Annotated in this window: 12 protein-coding genes and 1 tRNA gene; 7 read left to right on the forward strand and 6 right to left on the reverse strand. The window is 75.3% G+C overall.

Annotated features, from left to right (window positions below; all coding sequences use genetic code 11):
* Positions 1-166 precede the first annotated feature (166 nt).
* Positions 167-433 carry a hypothetical protein gene (locus tag ACFCLZ_RS25085; RefSeq protein ID WP_380279454.1) on the forward strand — a complete coding sequence of 89 codons (267 nt, stop codon included), beginning with the start codon at positions 167-169 and terminating at the stop codon, positions 431-433.
* A gap of 85 nt (positions 434-518) precedes the next feature.
* On the opposite strand, the gene ACFCLZ_RS25090 is transcribed toward ACFCLZ_RS25085, so the two are convergent.
* Positions 519-3746 (reverse strand): S41 family peptidase, encoded by a 3228-nt coding sequence (locus ACFCLZ_RS25090; RefSeq protein ID WP_380279456.1) that lies wholly within the window; start codon positions 3744-3746, stop codon positions 519-521.
* A 280-nt stretch (positions 3747-4026) separates the two neighbouring features.
* On the opposite strand from ACFCLZ_RS25090, the gene ACFCLZ_RS25095 reads away from it, so the two are divergent.
* Positions 4027-5703 (forward strand): chitinase, encoded by a 1677-nt coding sequence (locus tag ACFCLZ_RS25095; protein WP_380279458.1) that lies wholly within the window; start codon positions 4027-4029, stop codon positions 5701-5703.
* Between the two features lie 42 nt (positions 5704-5745).
* Here ACFCLZ_RS25095 and ACFCLZ_RS25100 read toward each other — a convergent pair whose 3' ends face one another.
* The gene (locus ACFCLZ_RS25100; RefSeq protein ID WP_380279460.1) at positions 5746-6108 is read right to left on the reverse strand and encodes a MerR family transcriptional regulator; all 363 of its coding nucleotides are present in this window, start codon (positions 6106-6108) and stop codon (positions 5746-5748) included.
* A 65-nt stretch (positions 6109-6173) separates the two neighbouring features.
* On the opposite strand from ACFCLZ_RS25100, the gene ACFCLZ_RS25105 reads away from it, so the two are divergent.
* Positions 6174-7418, forward strand: a complete 1245-nt coding sequence (locus ACFCLZ_RS25105; RefSeq protein ID WP_380279462.1) for an MFS transporter — start codon at positions 6174-6176, stop codon at positions 7416-7418.
* 9 nt (positions 7419-7427) lie between these two features.
* On the opposite strand, the gene ACFCLZ_RS25110 is transcribed toward ACFCLZ_RS25105, so the two are convergent.
* Positions 7428-8129 carry a response regulator gene (locus ACFCLZ_RS25110; protein ID WP_380286277.1) on the reverse strand — a complete coding sequence of 234 codons (702 nt, stop codon included), beginning with the start codon at positions 8127-8129 and terminating at the stop codon, positions 7428-7430.
* Between the two features lie 5 nt (positions 8130-8134).
* Positions 8135-9316, reverse strand: coding sequence for a sensor histidine kinase (locus ACFCLZ_RS25115; RefSeq protein ID WP_380279463.1), 1182 nt, complete (start codon positions 9314-9316; stop codon positions 8135-8137).
* Positions 9317-9500: 184 nt separating this feature from the next.
* Between ACFCLZ_RS25115 and ACFCLZ_RS25120 the strand changes: the two genes are divergently transcribed.
* A complete protein-coding gene (locus tag ACFCLZ_RS25120; RefSeq protein WP_380279464.1) occupies positions 9501-10235 on the forward strand; it encodes a DUF2306 domain-containing protein in 735 nt (244 codons plus the stop codon).
* A 17-nt stretch (positions 10236-10252) separates the two neighbouring features.
* Entirely contained in the window at positions 10253-11188 is a 936-nt protein-coding gene (gene hemC / locus ACFCLZ_RS25125) for a hydroxymethylbilane synthase (RefSeq protein ID WP_380279466.1), read from the forward strand.
* A 93-nt stretch (positions 11189-11281) separates the two neighbouring features.
* Here hemC and ACFCLZ_RS25130 read toward each other — a convergent pair.
* Positions 11282-11355: transfer RNA gene (locus ACFCLZ_RS25130), tRNA-Lys, on the reverse strand.
* A gap of 73 nt (positions 11356-11428) precedes the next feature.
* Positions 11429-12337, reverse strand: a complete 909-nt coding sequence (locus ACFCLZ_RS25135) for an NADP-dependent oxidoreductase (RefSeq protein ID WP_380279468.1) — start codon at positions 12335-12337, stop codon at positions 11429-11431.
* Between the two features lie 202 nt (positions 12338-12539).
* Here ACFCLZ_RS25135 and ACFCLZ_RS25140 point away from each other — a divergent pair, with 202 nt between their 5' ends.
* Positions 12540-14123, forward strand: coding sequence for a Na+/H+ antiporter (locus ACFCLZ_RS25140; RefSeq protein WP_380279470.1), 1584 nt, complete (start codon positions 12540-12542; stop codon positions 14121-14123).
* A 281-nt stretch (positions 14124-14404) separates the two neighbouring features.
* Entirely contained in the window at positions 14405-16066 is a 1662-nt protein-coding gene (pgi, locus tag ACFCLZ_RS25145; protein ID WP_380279472.1) for a glucose-6-phosphate isomerase, read from the forward strand.
* Positions 16067-16158: the final 92 nt, after the last annotated feature.

A 16158-nucleotide genomic window follows, 5' to 3' on the forward strand; every position in this document is an offset into this window, starting at 1 on the left:
CTTCCACCCTCCTCCCGCCCCACCGGGACGGCTACGGCCTTTCGGCGCCCGTGACCAGGGACCAACGACTCAACGGCCGCCGGCGACCCCGGCCGGGCAGCGGGTGCGGGCCGGGCGCGGCGGTGTGAGAGTGGGGGCAGTCCGGAATTCGCCCGGAGGAGGAGTCATGGGCATCTTCGACAGGTTCCGCCACAGGACGCAGCACACCGCCGAGGAGACCAGGTCCTCGCTCGGTGAGGGCGCCGAGCGGGACACCACCGCGATGACCGACGCCGCGCAGCGCGCGGCCCTGGCCCACGACGAGGCCGCCGACGCCTTCAGCGCCGAGACCGAGAAGGCCCGCGAGGCGCAGGAGGCCTCCGCGGTCGGCGACCGGGAGGCCGAGGAGCGCGCCCGCCAGGACATGACCTCCGAGGGCGACCCCTGGGGCTGAGCGCCGACCGGCCCGGCCCTCGACCGGTGCTGAGCGCCGACCGGTGCTGCCCGTCGACGGGCAGCACCGGTCGGCGCTCCCGCGCTCACCGCTCCCGGGGCGGCAGCGGCGGCCGCCGCAGGTCCGGGCGCGGCGTGTCCGGCGGCGGCGGAACGGCGGCCGGTACGTCGTCCAGCAGCTCCAGCGCCAGGCGCACCGCCGTGACCAGCTCCGGGTACCGCCCCGCGGCCCAGTCCCGGGGCGGGCGGACGACGTGCACGTCCGGCTCGACGCCCTGGTTCTCCACCGACCAGCCGAGCCCGCCGGTGAACCACGAGGCGTTCTTCGGCACCGAGATCTGCGTCCCGTCGCCGAGCTGGTGGCGCCCCGTCATGCCGACCACCCCGCCCCAGGTCCGGTTGCCGACCACCGGGCCGAGCCCGAGCAGCCGGATGGCGGCGATGACGACGTCGCCGTCCGAGCTGGTGGCCTCGTCGGCGAGCGCCACCACCGGCCCGCGCGGCGCGTCGCGCGGCCACCGCACGGGTTCCCGGCCGCGGCTGAAGTCCCAGGCCAGGACGCGGCGGGTGAGCTTCTCCAGGACCAGCTCGGAGACGTTGCCGCCGGCGTTGCCGCGCACGTCCAGGACCAGCGCGGGCTTGTCCAGCTCCCGCCGCACGTCGCGGTTGAACTGCGCCCAGCCGGAGCCGCCGAGGTCCGGGATGTGCAGGTAGCCGCACCGGCTGTCGCTGAACTCCCGGACCAGGGCGCGCCGTTTGGCCACCCAGTCCTGGTAGCGGATGGCCCGCTCGTCGGTGAGCGGGGTGACGGTGATCCGGCGCAGGGCGCCGTCCGGGCCGCCCCGGCGCAGGGTGAGTTCGACGCTGGTGCCGCCGGTCCCGGCGAGCAGCGGCAGCGGTCCGCGCACCGGGTCGACGGGCCGCCCGGCGACGGCGAGCAGCTCGTCGCCGTCGCGCACGCCGTGGGTGGCGAGCGGGGCGCGGGCGCGCGGGTCGGAGGACTCCCCGGGCAGGACCCGGTCGAACAGCCAGCGCCCGTCGGGGGAGCGGTGGGCGTTGGCGCCGAGCAGGCCGAGCGGCTGCTGGGCGAGCGCGGGCCCCTCGCCGCGCCGCGAGGGGGTGACGTAGGCGTGCGAGGTGCCGAGTTCGCCGAGCAGTTCGCGCAGCAGGTCGGCGAAGTCGTCGGGGCCGGCGATCCGCTCCAGCAGCGGCTCGTACTGGGCGACCAGGGCGGGCCAGTCCAGCCCGCTCATGCCCGCGTCCCAGAACTGGTCGCGCACGATCCGGGCGGCCTCGGCATAGGCCTGGCGCCACTCGGCGGCCGGGTGCACGGTGTGGGTGATCCGCCGCAGGTCGACGTTGCCGCCGGCGGACGGCGCGCCGACCGGGACGATCCGCAGGGTGCCGGCCGCGTAGACGGCCACCGAGCCGCCGTCGCCGGAGACCGCGTAGCCGTCGAGCCGGTCGGCGAGCGTGGAGCGGGAGCCGCGGGCCAGGTCGAAGTACTCCAGGGCGGGGCGGCCGGAGGTGTCGTCGGGGTTGGTGAAGGTCTGCCCGAGGACGCCGGAGATCGGCCAGCGCAGCCAGAGCAGTCCGCCGCGCACGGAGTCGGTGGCCGAGTACTTGCCGGCGAGCACCGGGAACGGGATCAGCCGTTCGCCGATGCCCTCGGCGTCCACCTGGACGGTGCCGTCGCCGCCGCCGTCGCCGTGCGGGGCGCCGTCCTCGTCGGGGGCGGCGAACGGGGAGGGCGTGTCGGCGGTGAGCGGGACGAGGTAGGGGCGGCAGCCGAGCGGGAAGGAGAGGTCGCCGGTGTGCACGTCGTGCACGGGGTCGAAGCCGCGCCAGGAGAGGAAGGCCAGGTAGCGGCCGTCCCGGGTGAAGACGGGCTGCTCGTCCTCGAAGCGGCCGTCGGTGACGTCGACGACCGGCGCGGGGGCGTCGGCGCGGGTGAGCCGGATGCGGCGCAGCGAGCGGCCGGCGGCCGGCTGGGACCAGGCGATCCAGTGCGAGTCGGGGGAGAAGCGGGCGCTGGTGACCGGTCCGTGGCCGGAGGAGGCGAGTTCGCGCACGGTGCCGTCGGCGGCGGTGACCAGCAGCAGCCGGCCGTCGGAGGTGGTGGCCGCGAGGCGGGCGCCGTCGGGGGCGGCGGTGAGTTCCAGGACGCGGCCGATCCGGCCGCCGGCGAGCCTGCGGTGGCCGTGCTGCGCGGGGGCGTGCTCGTGGCCGGGCAGCGGCACGATCTCGACCGCGTCCTCGCCCTCGGCGTCGGTGATCCAGGCGGCCTCGCCGGTGCGGCCGAGCACGACGGGCAGCCGGGTGCGCACGCCGGGGGTGTCGGCGAGCGCCCGGGCCGGGCCGTCGCGGTGGGTGAGCCAGTACTGGCTGCCGCGCACGGTGATCACCCCGGCGCGTCCGGTGGCGTCGCAGGCGAGGTCCTTGACGTGCGAGGCGGCGCTCACCTGGTAGGGGCGCCGGCCGGCCCGGGCGCCGCCGAGCGGCACGCGCAGCCGGCGCGGGGCGGGCGCGTCCAGGCCGTCGAGCAGCCAGAGGTCGCCGGCGTGCTGGTAGACGATCCGGACGCCGTCGGTGGCGGCCTCGCGGGCGTAGTAGGAGGCGTGGTCGGTGTGCCGGCGCAGGTCGGTGCCGTCGGGGCGGCAGGAGTAGAGGTTGCCGACGCCCTCGTGGTCGGAGAGGAAGGCGATCCGGTCGCCGTCGGCGGTGGTGACCGGCATGGGTGAGGCGAGGTGCCCGGGCAGCTCGGCGAGGATCCGCTCGCCGTCCACCCAGAGCCGGCCGGTGGCACCGCCCCGGTAGCGCTTCCAGGCGGCGGGCTCGTGCGGGGCGGCGCCGGTGAGCAGCACGGTGTGGGCCGGGCCGACCTGGGCGTCGCCGACCGGCCCCCAGGGCATCCGGCGGGCGGGGCGGCCGTCGGGGGGCAGGGCGTGCGCCCAGGTGTAGTGGCCGAAGGGCTCGTGGTAGGAGGTGACGGCGAGCAGCTCGCCGTCCGGCAGCCAGCCGCGCAGCCGGGTGTCCTGGCTGCCCCAGTGGCTGAGCCGGACGGCCTCGCCGCCGTCGACGGGGGCGGTCCAGACCTCGGGGGCGAGGCTCTGCCAGGCGGTCCAGGCGAGGGTGGCGCCGTCGGGGGAGAGCCGGGGGTGGCTGACCCGGGTGCGGTCGCAGGTGACCCGCCAGGCGCGGCCGGTGGCGGTGGCGCCGGTGTCCAGCGGGGCGATCCAGATGTCGTCCTCGGCGGTGAACGCCAACAGGCCCCCGCGCAGGTGGGGGTAGCGGAGGTAGCCGGGCGTCGTCACCCCTCCATGCTTCGACGGGGTGTCACGCGCGGCAACCGGAAGGCCTCCGCAGCCGCCTGCCCGGGGGCGTCGGCGGGGGCGTCGCAGGGGCTGTCACAGGGCCGTCGCAAGGCCGTCGCAGGGCCGGAACCGGTCTGGACCATTGACACCGTGCGGCCGAATCCACTTCAGTGGTCTAGTCCAACTTGTCTGCCCGGCCGCGCCGTTCCCCCACCATCGGTGCGCGCCCAGGCATGCCCGGACACCCCCACGACCGCGCCCTCCGCAAGGAGTCCCCCACATGCGCAGAACCCCTGTCTCCCCGGCCCCCGCGGCCCCCCGCCGTCGCTCGCGCACCGCGCTGGCCGCCGGTACCGCCTCGGCCGTCGCCGCGGCCACCATGGTCGGCCTCACCCTGGGCCTCGCGCCCAGCGCCTCGGCCGGCGAGTTCCTGGTCAACGGCGGCTTCGAGAGCGGTGCCCTCGGCCCGTGGAGCTGCACCGCCGGCACCGGCAGCGTCGTCACCGGCCAGGCCCACGGCGGCAGTTACGCCCTGGCCGCGGCCGCCTCGGCGAGCGACACCGCCCGCTGCGCGCAGACCGTCACGGTCGCGCCCAACACCACCTACACGCTCAGCGCCTACCTCAAGGGCTCCTACGTCTACCTCGGCGTGGACGGCGGCACCTCGTCCTGGACGCCCGGCACCGGCGGCGCCTACCAGAAGCTGAGCGTCAGCTTCACCACCGGCGCCACCCAGACCAGCGCCACCGTCTACACCCACGGCTGGTACGGCCAGGGCACCTACTACGCGGACGACGTCTCGCTGGACGGCCCCGGCGCGCCCAGCCCGACCGCCACGCCCACCGCCACGCCCACGGTCACGCCCACAGTCACCCCGACCGAGACGCCCACCGTGACCCCGACCGCCACGCCCACCGGCACGCCCACCACGCCGCCGCCCGGCTCCAAGTCCCTGACCGGCTACCTGCACGCCAGCTTCGCCAACGGCGCCGGTTACACCAAGATGGCCGACGTCCCCGACTCGTGGGACTTCATCAACCTCTCCTTCGGCGAGCCGACCTCGGTCACCTCCGGCGACATCCGGTTCAACCGCTGCCCGGTCACCGAGTGCCCGAGCGTCGAGTCCGACGCCGACTTCAAGGCCGCCATCGCCGCCAAGCGCGCCAAGGGCAAGAAGGTGGTGATCTCGATCGGCGGCCAGAACGGCCAGGTCCAGCTCACCACCACCGCCGCCCGGGACGCCTTCGTCAGCTCCGTCTCGGCGATCATCGACAAGTGGGGCCTGGACGGCCTGGACATCGACTTCGAGGGCCACTCGCTGTCGCTGCAGACCGGCGACACCGACTTCAAGAACCCGACCAGCCCGGTCGTCGTCAACCTGATCTCCGCGATCAAGACGCTCAAGGCCAAGTACGGCCCGAACTTCGTGCTGACCATGGCGCCGGAGACCTTCTTCGTCCAACTCGGCTACCAGTACTACGGTTCCGGCCCCTGGGGCGGCCAGGACCCGCGGGCCGGCGCCTACCTGCCGGTCATCCACGCCCTGCGCGACGACCTGACCCTGCTGCACGTCCAGGACTACAACTCCGGCTCCATCATGGGCCTGGACAACCAGTACCACTCGATGGGCGGTGCCGACTTCCACGTCGCGATGACCGACATGCTGCTCAAGGGCTTCCCGGTGGCGGGCAACGCCAACAACGTGTTCCCGGCGCTGCCCGCCTCCAAGGTCGCCATCGGCATGCCGGCCACCACCAACGCGGGCAACGGCTACGTCGCCCCGGCCGAGGTCAACAAGACCCTGGACTGCCTCACCAAGCTGGCCAACTGCGGCAGCTACGTCCCGAAGGCGGGCGCCCAGCCCGGCCTGCGCGGCCTGATGACCTGGTCGATCAACTGGGACCAGTTCGGCGGCCGGGAGTTCTCGAAGAACTTCGACTCCTACTTCCGCCGCTGACGGACCTGCCGGCCGCTGGGCGACGGGTCCCGGACCCGTCGCTCAGCGGTCCACCCGGACCACCGCCAGGTACTCGGCGATCGCGTCCCGGTTGCGGGTCAGGCAGGCGATCCGCGCGCTCATCCCCGCCAACTCCTCTTCCAGGGTGGCGATCATCTCCGGCGTGGCGTCCTCGAAGTGGATCGTCCGGGGCTTGCTGAGGCAGGGCAGGATCTGTTTGATGATCCGGGTCGGCAGCCCCGCGTCGAGCAGGCCCCGGATCTGCAGCACCCGGTCCACCGTCGTGCCGTCGTACGCGCGGTAGCCGTTCGCGCAGCGTCCGGCCGCGATCAGCCCCTGCTCCTCGTAGTAGCGCAGCAGCCGCCGGGACGCCCCGGTCCGCTCGGACAGCTCGCCGATCCGCATGTGCCCCACCTCACAGCCGGTCGCGTTGACCCTCACACCAATGTGAGGGTTTGAGCATAGCCGCCATGCGGACCACTTCCCGGACCACCGACCATCCCACCACCGCCACCGATCCCACTGATCCCGCCGACCCCGGCCGGCGGACGGGCCTGCCCCTGCCCGCCCTCCTCGCCCTCGCCACCGCCGTCTTCGTCACCGCCCTCACCGAGACCCTACCCGCTGGCGTCCTGCCCGCCATGAGCGCCGACCTCGGCGTGGGCGAGTCCGCGATGGGCCAGTCCGTCACCGTCTACGCCCTCGGCACCGCCCTCACCGCCGTCCCGCTCACCGCGGCCACCGCCGGCTGGGGCCGGCGGCGCCTGCTGCTCACCGCGATGCTCGGCTTCGCCGCCGCCAACACCGTCACCGCGCTGTCCACCGACTACCCGCTCACCATGGCCGCTCGGTTCGTCGCCGGGGTCGCCGCCGGCCTCGCCTGGGCCCTGCTCGCCGGATACGCCCGCCGGCTCGCGCCGCCCGAGCTCCAGGGCCGGGCCATCGCCGTCGCGATGACCGGAGCGCCGCTCGCCCTGTCGCTGGGCGTGCCCGCCGGGGCCTTCCTCGGCGAGGTGCTCGGGTGGTGGGTGGCCTTCCTGCTGATGACCGCGATCGCCCTCGGCGTGACCGGCTGGATCGCCGCGGCCGTCCCCGAGGTGCCCGGCCGGGCCCGCGGCGAGCGGACCCCGGTGCTGCGCGCCCTCGCCGTCCCCGGCGTCACCCCCGTGCTCGCCGTCACCTTCGTGTTCGTCCTCGCCCACACCGTCCTCTACACCTACATCGCGCCCTTCCTCGACCGGCGCGGCATGGGCGGCGCCACCGACGCGGTGCTGCTCGCCTTCGGCGTGGCCTCGCTGGCGGGCATCTGGTTCACCGGCGCGCAGATCCACCGCCGGCTGCGCGCGCTCACCGTCGCCTCGACCCTGCTGGTCGCCGCCGCCGCGGCGGTGCTCGGCCTGGCGACCGGCAGCGCCGCCGCCGTCTACGCCGCCGCCGTGCTCTGGGGGCTCGGCTGGGGCGGCGTCCCGACCCTGCTGCAGACCGCCGCCGGGAACGCGGGCGGCGAGCAGGCGGACGCGGCGCAGGCGATGCTGGTCACCCTGTGGAACGCGGCGATGGCCGGCGGGGGCGTGGCCGGCGGCCTGCTGCTCGACCGGCTCGGCACCGGCTCCTTCCCGTGGGCGGTGCTGCTCCTGCTGCTGCCCGTCCTCGGCGTCGTCCTCGCCGCCCGCACCCACGCCTTCCCCGGCCCCCGCCCCGGCGGCACCGGGTGACCGCAGTGCTCAGGACCCGCCCGGCGGGTCCCGGGGCGGCATCAGCCCGGCGCGGTAGGAGATGGCCACCGCCTGCGCCCGGTCTCGGGCGTCGATCTTCGCGAGGATCCGCTTCATGTGGGTCTTCACCGTCGACTCGGCGAGCACCAGCAGCGCGGCGATCTCCCGGTTGGAGCGCCCCTCGGCCGCCAGCCGCAGCACCTCCCGCTCGCGCGCCGTCAGCTGGGCCAGCCGGGTGTCCTCCGGCGGCGGCGGGGGCTGCACGCCGCCCCGGCCGACCACCTGGGCGACCAGGTCCCGGGTGACCGCCGGGTCCAGCACGGACTCGCCCGCGGCCAGGGTGTGCACCGCGTCGACGAGCCGCTCGGCCGAGGCCCGCTTCAGCAGGAAGCCGGCCGCCCCGGCCCGCAGCGCCCCCCACACGTAGTCGTCGTGGTGGAAGGTGGTCAGCACCAGCACCCGGGTGGGCAGCCCGGCGGCGGTGATCCGCCGGGTCGCCTCCACCCCGTCGACCCCGGGCATCCGGACGTCCATCAGCACCACGTCCGGCAGCAGCTCCCGGCAGCGGGCGACCGCCGCCAGCCCGTCCGCCGCCTGGCCGACCACCTCGATCCGGTCGTCGGTCTCCAACACCAGACGGACCCCGGCGCGCAGCAGCGCGTCGTCGTCGGCCACCACGACCCGCACCCGCCCGGCCGCCGGCCCCCGCACGGCCGTCACGGGACGGGCAGCTCGGCGCGCAGCCGGAACCCGCCCGGCTCGCCCGGTCCGTGCTCCACCCGGCCGCCGAGGACCGAGACCCGCTCCGCCACGCCCAGCAGCCCGCGGCCCGGCGTGTACCCGGCGGGGACGCCCCGCCCGTCGTCGCACACCTCGACGGTGAGCCGGCCGGCGGCGCACCGGACGGTGACCCCGACCGACCGGGCGCCCGCGTGCTTGACCGTGTTGGTGAGCGCCTCCTGGACGATCCGGAACGCCGACACGTCCAGGCTGCGCGGCACCCGGCGGGCGGCCGGGTCGATCCGCACCCGCACCCGCGGCCCGGCCCCGCCGAGCCGCTCGGCCAGCCGCTCCAGGTCGGCGATCCCGGGCTGCGGCGCCGCCCCCTCCGTCCCCTCCGCCTCGTCCCAGCCGCCCGCGCCGCGCCGCAGCAGACCGAGCACGCGGTCGAGGTCGTCGAGCGCCTCCCGCCCGGTGTGCTCCATCCCGCGGAGCAGCTCCCGGGTGCGCTCCGGCTCGCGGTCGAGCAGCCGGCGGGCGGCCCCGGCCTGGACCAGCACCACGTTCAGGGTGTGGCCCACCGAGTCGTGCAGCTCCCGGGCCAGCCGGGCCCGCTCCTCGGCGACCACCTCCCGGCGCAGCAGCAGCCGGGCGGCCTCGCGCTGCTCGCTCCGCCGGGCCGTCCCGTAGCCGACCGCCCAGCCGAGCAGCCAGAGGAACAGCACCCCGGCCGGGATGACCGGATAGGCCCGGCCGAGGTCGGCGAAGTACGCGGCCATCCCGAGCAGGGCCGCGAACGGGCCGAACCAGGCGCGCCGCCGGGGCGCGTACAGGCCGAGCGAGTAGAGGGCGACGAGGTCGGCGTACGGCGAGAGCGGGCTCGGCAGCACGAACAGCGCCTCCGCCGAGAGCGCGGCCGCCCCGACCAGGTACCCGGCCAGCGGCCTGGTGCGGCGCACCGCCAGCGGGCCGGCCACCGCCGCGCTCAGCGCGAGGGCGAGCGGCAGGCCGCCGTGCAGCCGGTCCGCCGCGCCGATCCGTTCGACCACCATGAGCAGCAGGAACACCCCGGCCAGGGCCGCGTCCCAGCGCCCGGCCGGCACCGCCCGGAGTGCGGGGACCGGACGCCGGGTCAGCGGGACCGCGGGGATCGCCCGGGTGTACGGCGGGGAACTCATGGCGGCTCCGGTGTCGGGGCAGTGGCCGCCGCGCGGTGGTGCGGGCGCACGGGCCGTACGGTAGCGGCGGCCGTCCGGCCCGCGCATCGCCCTGCTGGGGTATTGCGGACCCCCGTTCGGGGCAGGCCGCGGGACCTCGCCGGGCGGACGCGGGCGGGCCGCCGCGGTCCGTAGCGTCCGGACCGTGAACGCTCCGGACCCCCGCGCCCCGACCGGCGCCCCCGCCCCGACCACCGAATCCGCCCCGACCGCCGCCCGCGCCGCGCCGCGTCCCGGGCGGTCCGCCCGGGCCGGCTGGTGGACGGTCGCCGTGCTGGCCTTCGCCACCGCGCTGCTCACCGCCCGCTACCTGACCCTCGACCCGGACGTCTACCTCGACCGGCAGCGCGCCGTCTACCTGGCCCACCGCGTCCCGCTCACCCTGCACGTCGGCGGCGGGGTGCTGGCGATCCTGCTCGGCCCCTGGCAGTTCCTGCCCCGGCTGCGCGCCCGCCGCCCGGGCCCGCACCGGCTGACCGGCCGGCTCTACCTGCTCGCCGTGCTGGCCAGCGGCACCGGCGGCCTGCTGCTGGCGCCGTCCGGGATGGTCGGCCCCGTCGCTCCGATCGGCTTCACCGCGCTGGCCGTCCTGCTGCTGCTCTCCTCGGCCCTGGCCTGGCGGGCCGCGCTGCGCCGCGATCCCGCCCGGCACCGGGCCTGGGCCACCCGCTCCTTCGCCCTGATCCTCGCCGCCGCCACACTGCGGGTCTGGCTGCCGGTGATGGACCTCGCGGGCGTCCCGTTCGAGCAGGCCTACGCGACCGCCGCCTGGACCAGCTGGCTGATCAACCTGGTGGTGGCCGAGCACCTGATCGCCCGGATGCCCGGGCCCGCGCCGCGCCGCCGCCCGGGTGACCCGGAACCGGCCGCGGTGTCATGACGACCTATCATCCAGCAATGACCACCGCAGAGTTGATCCGCATCGTGTCCCGCTCCTCGCCGATGGCGCTCGCCCAGGTCGAGCGGGTCAGGGCCGAACTCGCCGCCCTGCACCCGGGGTTGCGCACCGAGGTGGTGCCGGTGACCACCTCCGGCGACCGCTGGATGGGCGATCTCGCCCGGCTCGGCGGCAAGGGCGCGTTCACCAAGGAGGTGGACGCCGCACTGCTCGCCGGCGAGGCGGACCTCGCCGTCCACTGCCTCAAGGACGTGCCGGCCGACCGCCCGCTGCCGGCCGGCACGGTGTTCGCCGCCCACCTGCGCCGCGACGACATCCGCGACGCGCTCGTCCACCCCGGCGGCCTGGCCCTGGACGAGCTGCCGGCCGGCACCCGGATCGGCACCTCCTCGGTCCGCCGCCGCGCCCAGCTCGCCGCCTCCCACCCCCACCTGGCGTGCGTGCCGATGCGCGGCAACGCCAACAGCCGGCTGGCCAAGCTCGCGGCGGGGGAGGCGGACGCGCTGCTGCTCGCGCTGTCCGGGCTGGAGCGGATCGGCGAGACCGCGCGGATCAGCGAGGTGCTGCCGCTCGACGTGATGTGCCCGCCGATCGGCGCCGGGATCCTCGCCCTGCAGTGCCGCGCCGAGGACACCCTCACCATCGACGCGGTCACCGGCCTCGGCGACCACCCGACCTGGCGCGAGGCGAGCGCCGAGCGGATGTTCCTGCACGTGCTCCAGGGCCACTGCAACTCGCCGATCGCCGGCTACGCCCGGGCCGAGGCGGACGGCCGGCTGTCGCTGCGCGGCCGGGTCTTCACCCCGGACGGCAAGCAGGTCCTGGACGCCCACGAGTGGGCCGGTTCGCTGAGCCCGGAGGACCTCGGCACCGCGGCCGCCCTGGCCCTCAAGCGGCAGGGCGCCTCCGAGCTGATCGCCGCCATCCCGCACTGAACGGGAGCCGGTCGGAGTCGGTCGACGCCGACCGGCTCCGGCCGGAAACGCCGGAAGGCCCCTCGCTCTCACGAGGGGCCTTCCGGCTGTCTGTGCGCCGCCAGGGACTCGAACCCCGGACCCGCTGATTAAGAGTCAGCTGCTCTAACCAACTGAGCTAGCGGCGCTTGCTGACGGGGAAGACATTACCTGGTCAGCGACCGAAACACACAATCGGCCCGGAGCCCCGCCCGGGACCGGTCAGGGGGTGAGCACGACCTTCCCCCGGACGTGGCCGGTGCCGACCAGCCGGTGCGCGTCGGCCGTCCGCCCCAGCGGGAAGGTGTCGGCGATCTCCAGCCGCAGCCCGCCCGCCTCCCAGAGGCCGACCAGCTCGGCCAGCCGGGCCGCCGTCCGCTGCCCCCGGATCCCCAGGACGCCCAGGCGCCGGGCCACCGGGTAGTCGACCACGGTGCCGATCCGCGCCCGGTCGGCGACCAGCTCGACGGAGGCCTCCAGCGCCCCGCGCCCGGCCGCGTCGAAGGCCGCGTCCACACCCTGCGGCGCCGCCGCCCGGACCCGCTCGACCAGTCCCTCGCCGTACGCGACCGGCATCGCGCCCAGCTCCCGCAGGTAGCCGTGGTTGCGCTCGCTCGCGGTGCCGACCACCGTGGCGCCCCAGGCCCGGGCCAGCTGGACGGCGACCGTGCCGACCCCGCCGGCGGCGCCGTGCACGAGCACGGTGTCGCCCTCGCCGACCTTCAGCTCGGTGAGCGCGAGGTGCGCGGTCTGCCCGGAGGCGGACAGCGCGCCCGCGTGCTCCCAGGGCATCCCGGCCGGCTTGCGCACCAGCTGCGCGGCGTCGGCCGCGACCAGCTCGGCGGCGCAGCCCAGCAGCCGGAAGCCCAGCACCTCGTCCCCGACCGCCCAGTCGTCGACGCCCTCCCCGAGCCGGTCCACCACCCCGGCGAACTCGTTGCCGGGGATCAGTCCGGGGGTGAGCTCGACGCCGGCCGGGGCCCGGCCCTCCCGGATCGCGAGGTCCACCGGCTGCACTCCGGCGGCGTAGACCCGGATCCGCACCTGGCCGGGGCCGGGGGAGGGGTCGGGTACCGCGGTCACCCGCAGCACCTCGGGGCCGCCGAACCGGGGGACGGTCACTGCCTTCATCGCGGGCACTCCTGTCGGGTCCTGTCTCGGGTCCTGTCTCGGGTCCCCCGATCCTGCGGGGTGAAGCGCCCTTGAGGTCAACCCCTCTCCGGCGTGTCGTCCCAGTTGAGCTCATTGTCAGATTTATCCTCGACGGCGGCCCGGGCCATGTCCGGGCCCGCGCACCCGTGCGATTCCGCCCGCCGTCGAGAGGACGTTCCCCGTGGGCCAGCTGCCCCTGCTCTTCCTGGTGCTGCTCGCCTCCGTGGTGACCATGCCGCTGGCCCGCCGCACCGGCGTGCCCCAACCGGTGCTGATGACCCTGCTGGGCATCGCCATGGCGCTGATCCCGCAGATCCCCGACATCTCCATCGACCCCGAGCTGATCCTGCCGCTGGTCCTGCCACCGCTGATCTTCGCCGTCGCCCGGCGCTCCTCGGTCCGCTACTTCAAGGCCAACATCCGCTCCATCCTGCTGCTCGCCGTCGCCCTGGTGGTGGTCACCACCGCCGCCGTGGCCGGCACCGTGCACTGGCTGCTGCCCGGACTGCCGATCGCCGCCGCCATCGCGCTCGGCGCCCTGGTCTCCCCGCCCGACCCGGTCGCCGCCGTCGCCGTGGCCGGCAGCGTCGGCCTGCCCCGCCGGCTGGTCGCCATCCTGGAGAGCGAGGGCCTGTTCAACGACGTCACCGCGATCGTCGTCTACTCGCTGGCCATCGACGCGGTGGTCGGCGGCGACTTCTCCGGCGGCCACGCCGTCCTGCGCTTCGTCCTCTCGGCGGTCCTCGCGGTCGTCATCGGCGTCGCCCTCGGCTGGGCCAACACCAAGCTCGCCGCGCTCCTGGAGGACCCCACCCAGCAGGTCGCGCTCAACCTGCTGGTGCCCTTCGCCGCCTACAGCCTGGCCGAGGAGGTCCACGGCTCCGGCGTGCTCGCCGTCGTCGTCTGCGGCCTCTACCTCGCCGAGCGGGCCGCCGACGCGGACGCCGTCGCCTACCGGCTGGTCGGCAACGCCTTCTGGGAGATCGTCGAGATCCTCATCACCGGTGTCGCCTTCGGCCTCATCGGCCTCGAACTGGCCACCGTCCTCAAGGAGGCCGGCTCCGGCTGGACCGGCATGCTGGGCGACGCCGCCGTGGTGATCGCCGTGGTCGTGGTGGTCCGGCTGCTCTGGCTGCTCCCGGCCGGCTGGCTCTCCCAGAAGCTGCGCTCCGGCTCGGAGGAGGACACCCCGATCAGCTGGCAGGAGAGCGTGCTGCTCTGGTGGTCCGGGATGCGCGGGGTCGCCACCGTCGCCCTGGCCCTCGCCATCCCGCTCACCCTGGACTCCGGCAAGGCCTTCCCGGAGCGCGGCCGGCTGGTCTTCATCGCCTTCAGCGTGGTGCTCTTCACCCTGCTGGTCCAGGGCCTCACCCTGCCCTGGCTGGCCAAGCGGTTCGAGCTCGACCTCGACCACGACCGGCACGAGCAGCAGGTCCGGCTCCTCTGGTGGCGGGCCGCCAAGGCCGGCCTGCGGCGGCTCGGCGAACTGGAGGAGACCGACCGGCTGCCCGCCGAGGTCGCCGACCGCCTGCGGGACCGTCAGCACGACCGGCTGGCCCGGCTCTGCCCCGAGAACTACGCCGAGGAGGAGGCCACCGAGGCGAAGCAGCGGCTCGCCCAGTGGCGCGCGGCGCACAGCGTCGAGCAGGAGATGATCGCCGCCTCCCGGCGCGAGATGGTGATCGCCCGCGCCGAACCCGGCGCCGACCCGGAACTCGTCGACCAGGTGCTGCGCGGCCTCGACCTGCGCTCCGAACGGCGGTGACGTCGGCGCCGACCTGACGGGACGTCCGGCCCACCCCGCGGCGGGTCGGGCGGACGTCCCGTGACGGCCGGACGGACACCCCGCGACGCGCTCGGGAACGGCGGGGGACCCGGCAGGTCGCCGGGATGCGGAATGTGCGTCCGAGGGTCCGGCGTTGCATAGGCTGGCCCCGGGCAAGGCCGTCAACGGAGTCGGCGCACCCCCAGTACCCGCACGACCTCGCGAAACCCTCCCGCCTGGCCCTGCCGGTATCTGCACCCAGACGAAACGAGGAGCCACCGATGTCGGAGACCCGCGCCGACGCCCGTACCCCGCTGGACCGCACCCCGCAGTGGGCCGCCCTCGCCAAGCACCGGGAGGAGTTCGGCGACACGCACCTGCGCGAGCTGTTCGCCGCCGACCCGGAGCGCGGCCGCCGCTACACCCTCCAGGTCGGCGACCTGTACGTCGACTACGCCAAGCAGCTCGTCACCGACGAGACCCTGGCGCTGCTGCGCGAGCTGGCCGCCGCCACCGGTGTCGCCGACCTGCGGGACGCCATGTTCCGCGGCGAGAAGATCAACACCACCGAGGACCGCGCCGTCCTGCACACCGCGCTGCGCGCCCCGCGCGGCGCCGTGGTCGAGGTCGACGGCGAGAACGTCGTCCCCGCCGTGCACGCCGTGCTCGACAAGATGGCCGCCTTCGCCGAGCAGGTCCGCGGCGGCGAGTGGCGCGGCCACACCGGCAAGCGGATCCGCACCGTCGTCAACATCGGCATCGGCGGCTCCGACCTCGGCCCCGCGATGGCCTACGAGGTGCTGCGCTCCTACGCCCGGCGGGACATCGACGTCCGCTTCGTCTCCAACGTGGACGGCGCCGACCTGCACGAGGCGGTCCGCGACCTGGACGCCGCCGAGACGCTCTTCGTCGTCGCCTCCAAGACCTTCACCACCATCGAGACCATCACCAACGCGGTCTCGGCCCGGAACTGGCTGCTCACCGAGCTGGGCGCGGACACCGACGCGGTCGCCAAGCACTTCGTCGCGCTCTCCACCAACGCCGAGGGCGTCGCCGACTTCGGCATCGACACCGCCAACATGTTCGAGTTCTGGGACTGGGTCGGCGGCCGCTACTCCTACGACTCGGCGATCGGCCTCTCGCTGATGATCGCCATCGGCCCGGACGCCTTCCGCGAGATGCTGGACGGCTTCCACCTGGTCGACGAGCACTTCCGCACCGCCCCGCCGGAGGAGAACGTCCCGCTGCTGCTCGGCCTGCTCGGGGTCTGGTACGGCGCCTTCTTCGACGCCCAGGCGCACGCCGTGCTGCCGTACTCGCACTATCTGTCGAAGTTCACCGCCTACCTCCAGCAGCTGGACATGGAGTCCAACGGCAAGTCGGTGGACCGCGACGGCCGCCCGGTGGGCTGGCAGACCGGCCCGGTGGTCTGGGGCACCCCCGGCACCAACGGCCAGCACGCCTACTACCAGCTGCTGCACCAGGGGACCAAGGTCATCCCGGCGGACTTCATCGGCTTCGCCGAGCCGGTCGCCGACCTGCTGCCCGGCCTGGTCGCCCAGCACGACCTGCTGCTCGCGAACTTCTTCGCCCAGACCCAGGCGCTGGCCTTCGGCAAGACGCCGGAGGAGGTCGCCGCCGAGGGCGTGCCGGCCGAGCTGGTCCCGCACAAGACCTTCCGGGGCAACCACCCGACCACCACCGTGCTGGCCGCCGGGCTGACCCCCTCGGTACTCGGCCAGCTGGTCGCCCTCTACGAGCACAAGGTGTTCGTCCAGGGAGCGGTCTGGAACATCGACTCCTTCGACCAGTGGGGCGTCGAGCTGGGCAAGGTGCTCGCCCGGCGGATCGAGCCGGTGCTGCTGACCGGCGAGGGCACGGAGGCGCTGGACAGCTCCACCGCCGCGCTGGTCGCCCGCTACCGCGAGCTGCGGGGCCGCTGACCCGCCGGGCCGGTCCGCGGGCCGCCCGCCTCGGCGGCCGGCCTGCGGACCGGCCCGCGCCGGCCCGTTTCGGGCGTGCCCGGAAACGCCGG

Origin of the sequence: Kitasatospora purpeofusca (genome assembly GCF_042691725.1) — a bacterium.
Taxonomy (GTDB): domain Bacteria; phylum Actinomycetota; class Actinomycetes; order Streptomycetales; family Streptomycetaceae; genus Kitasatospora; species Kitasatospora purpeofusca_B.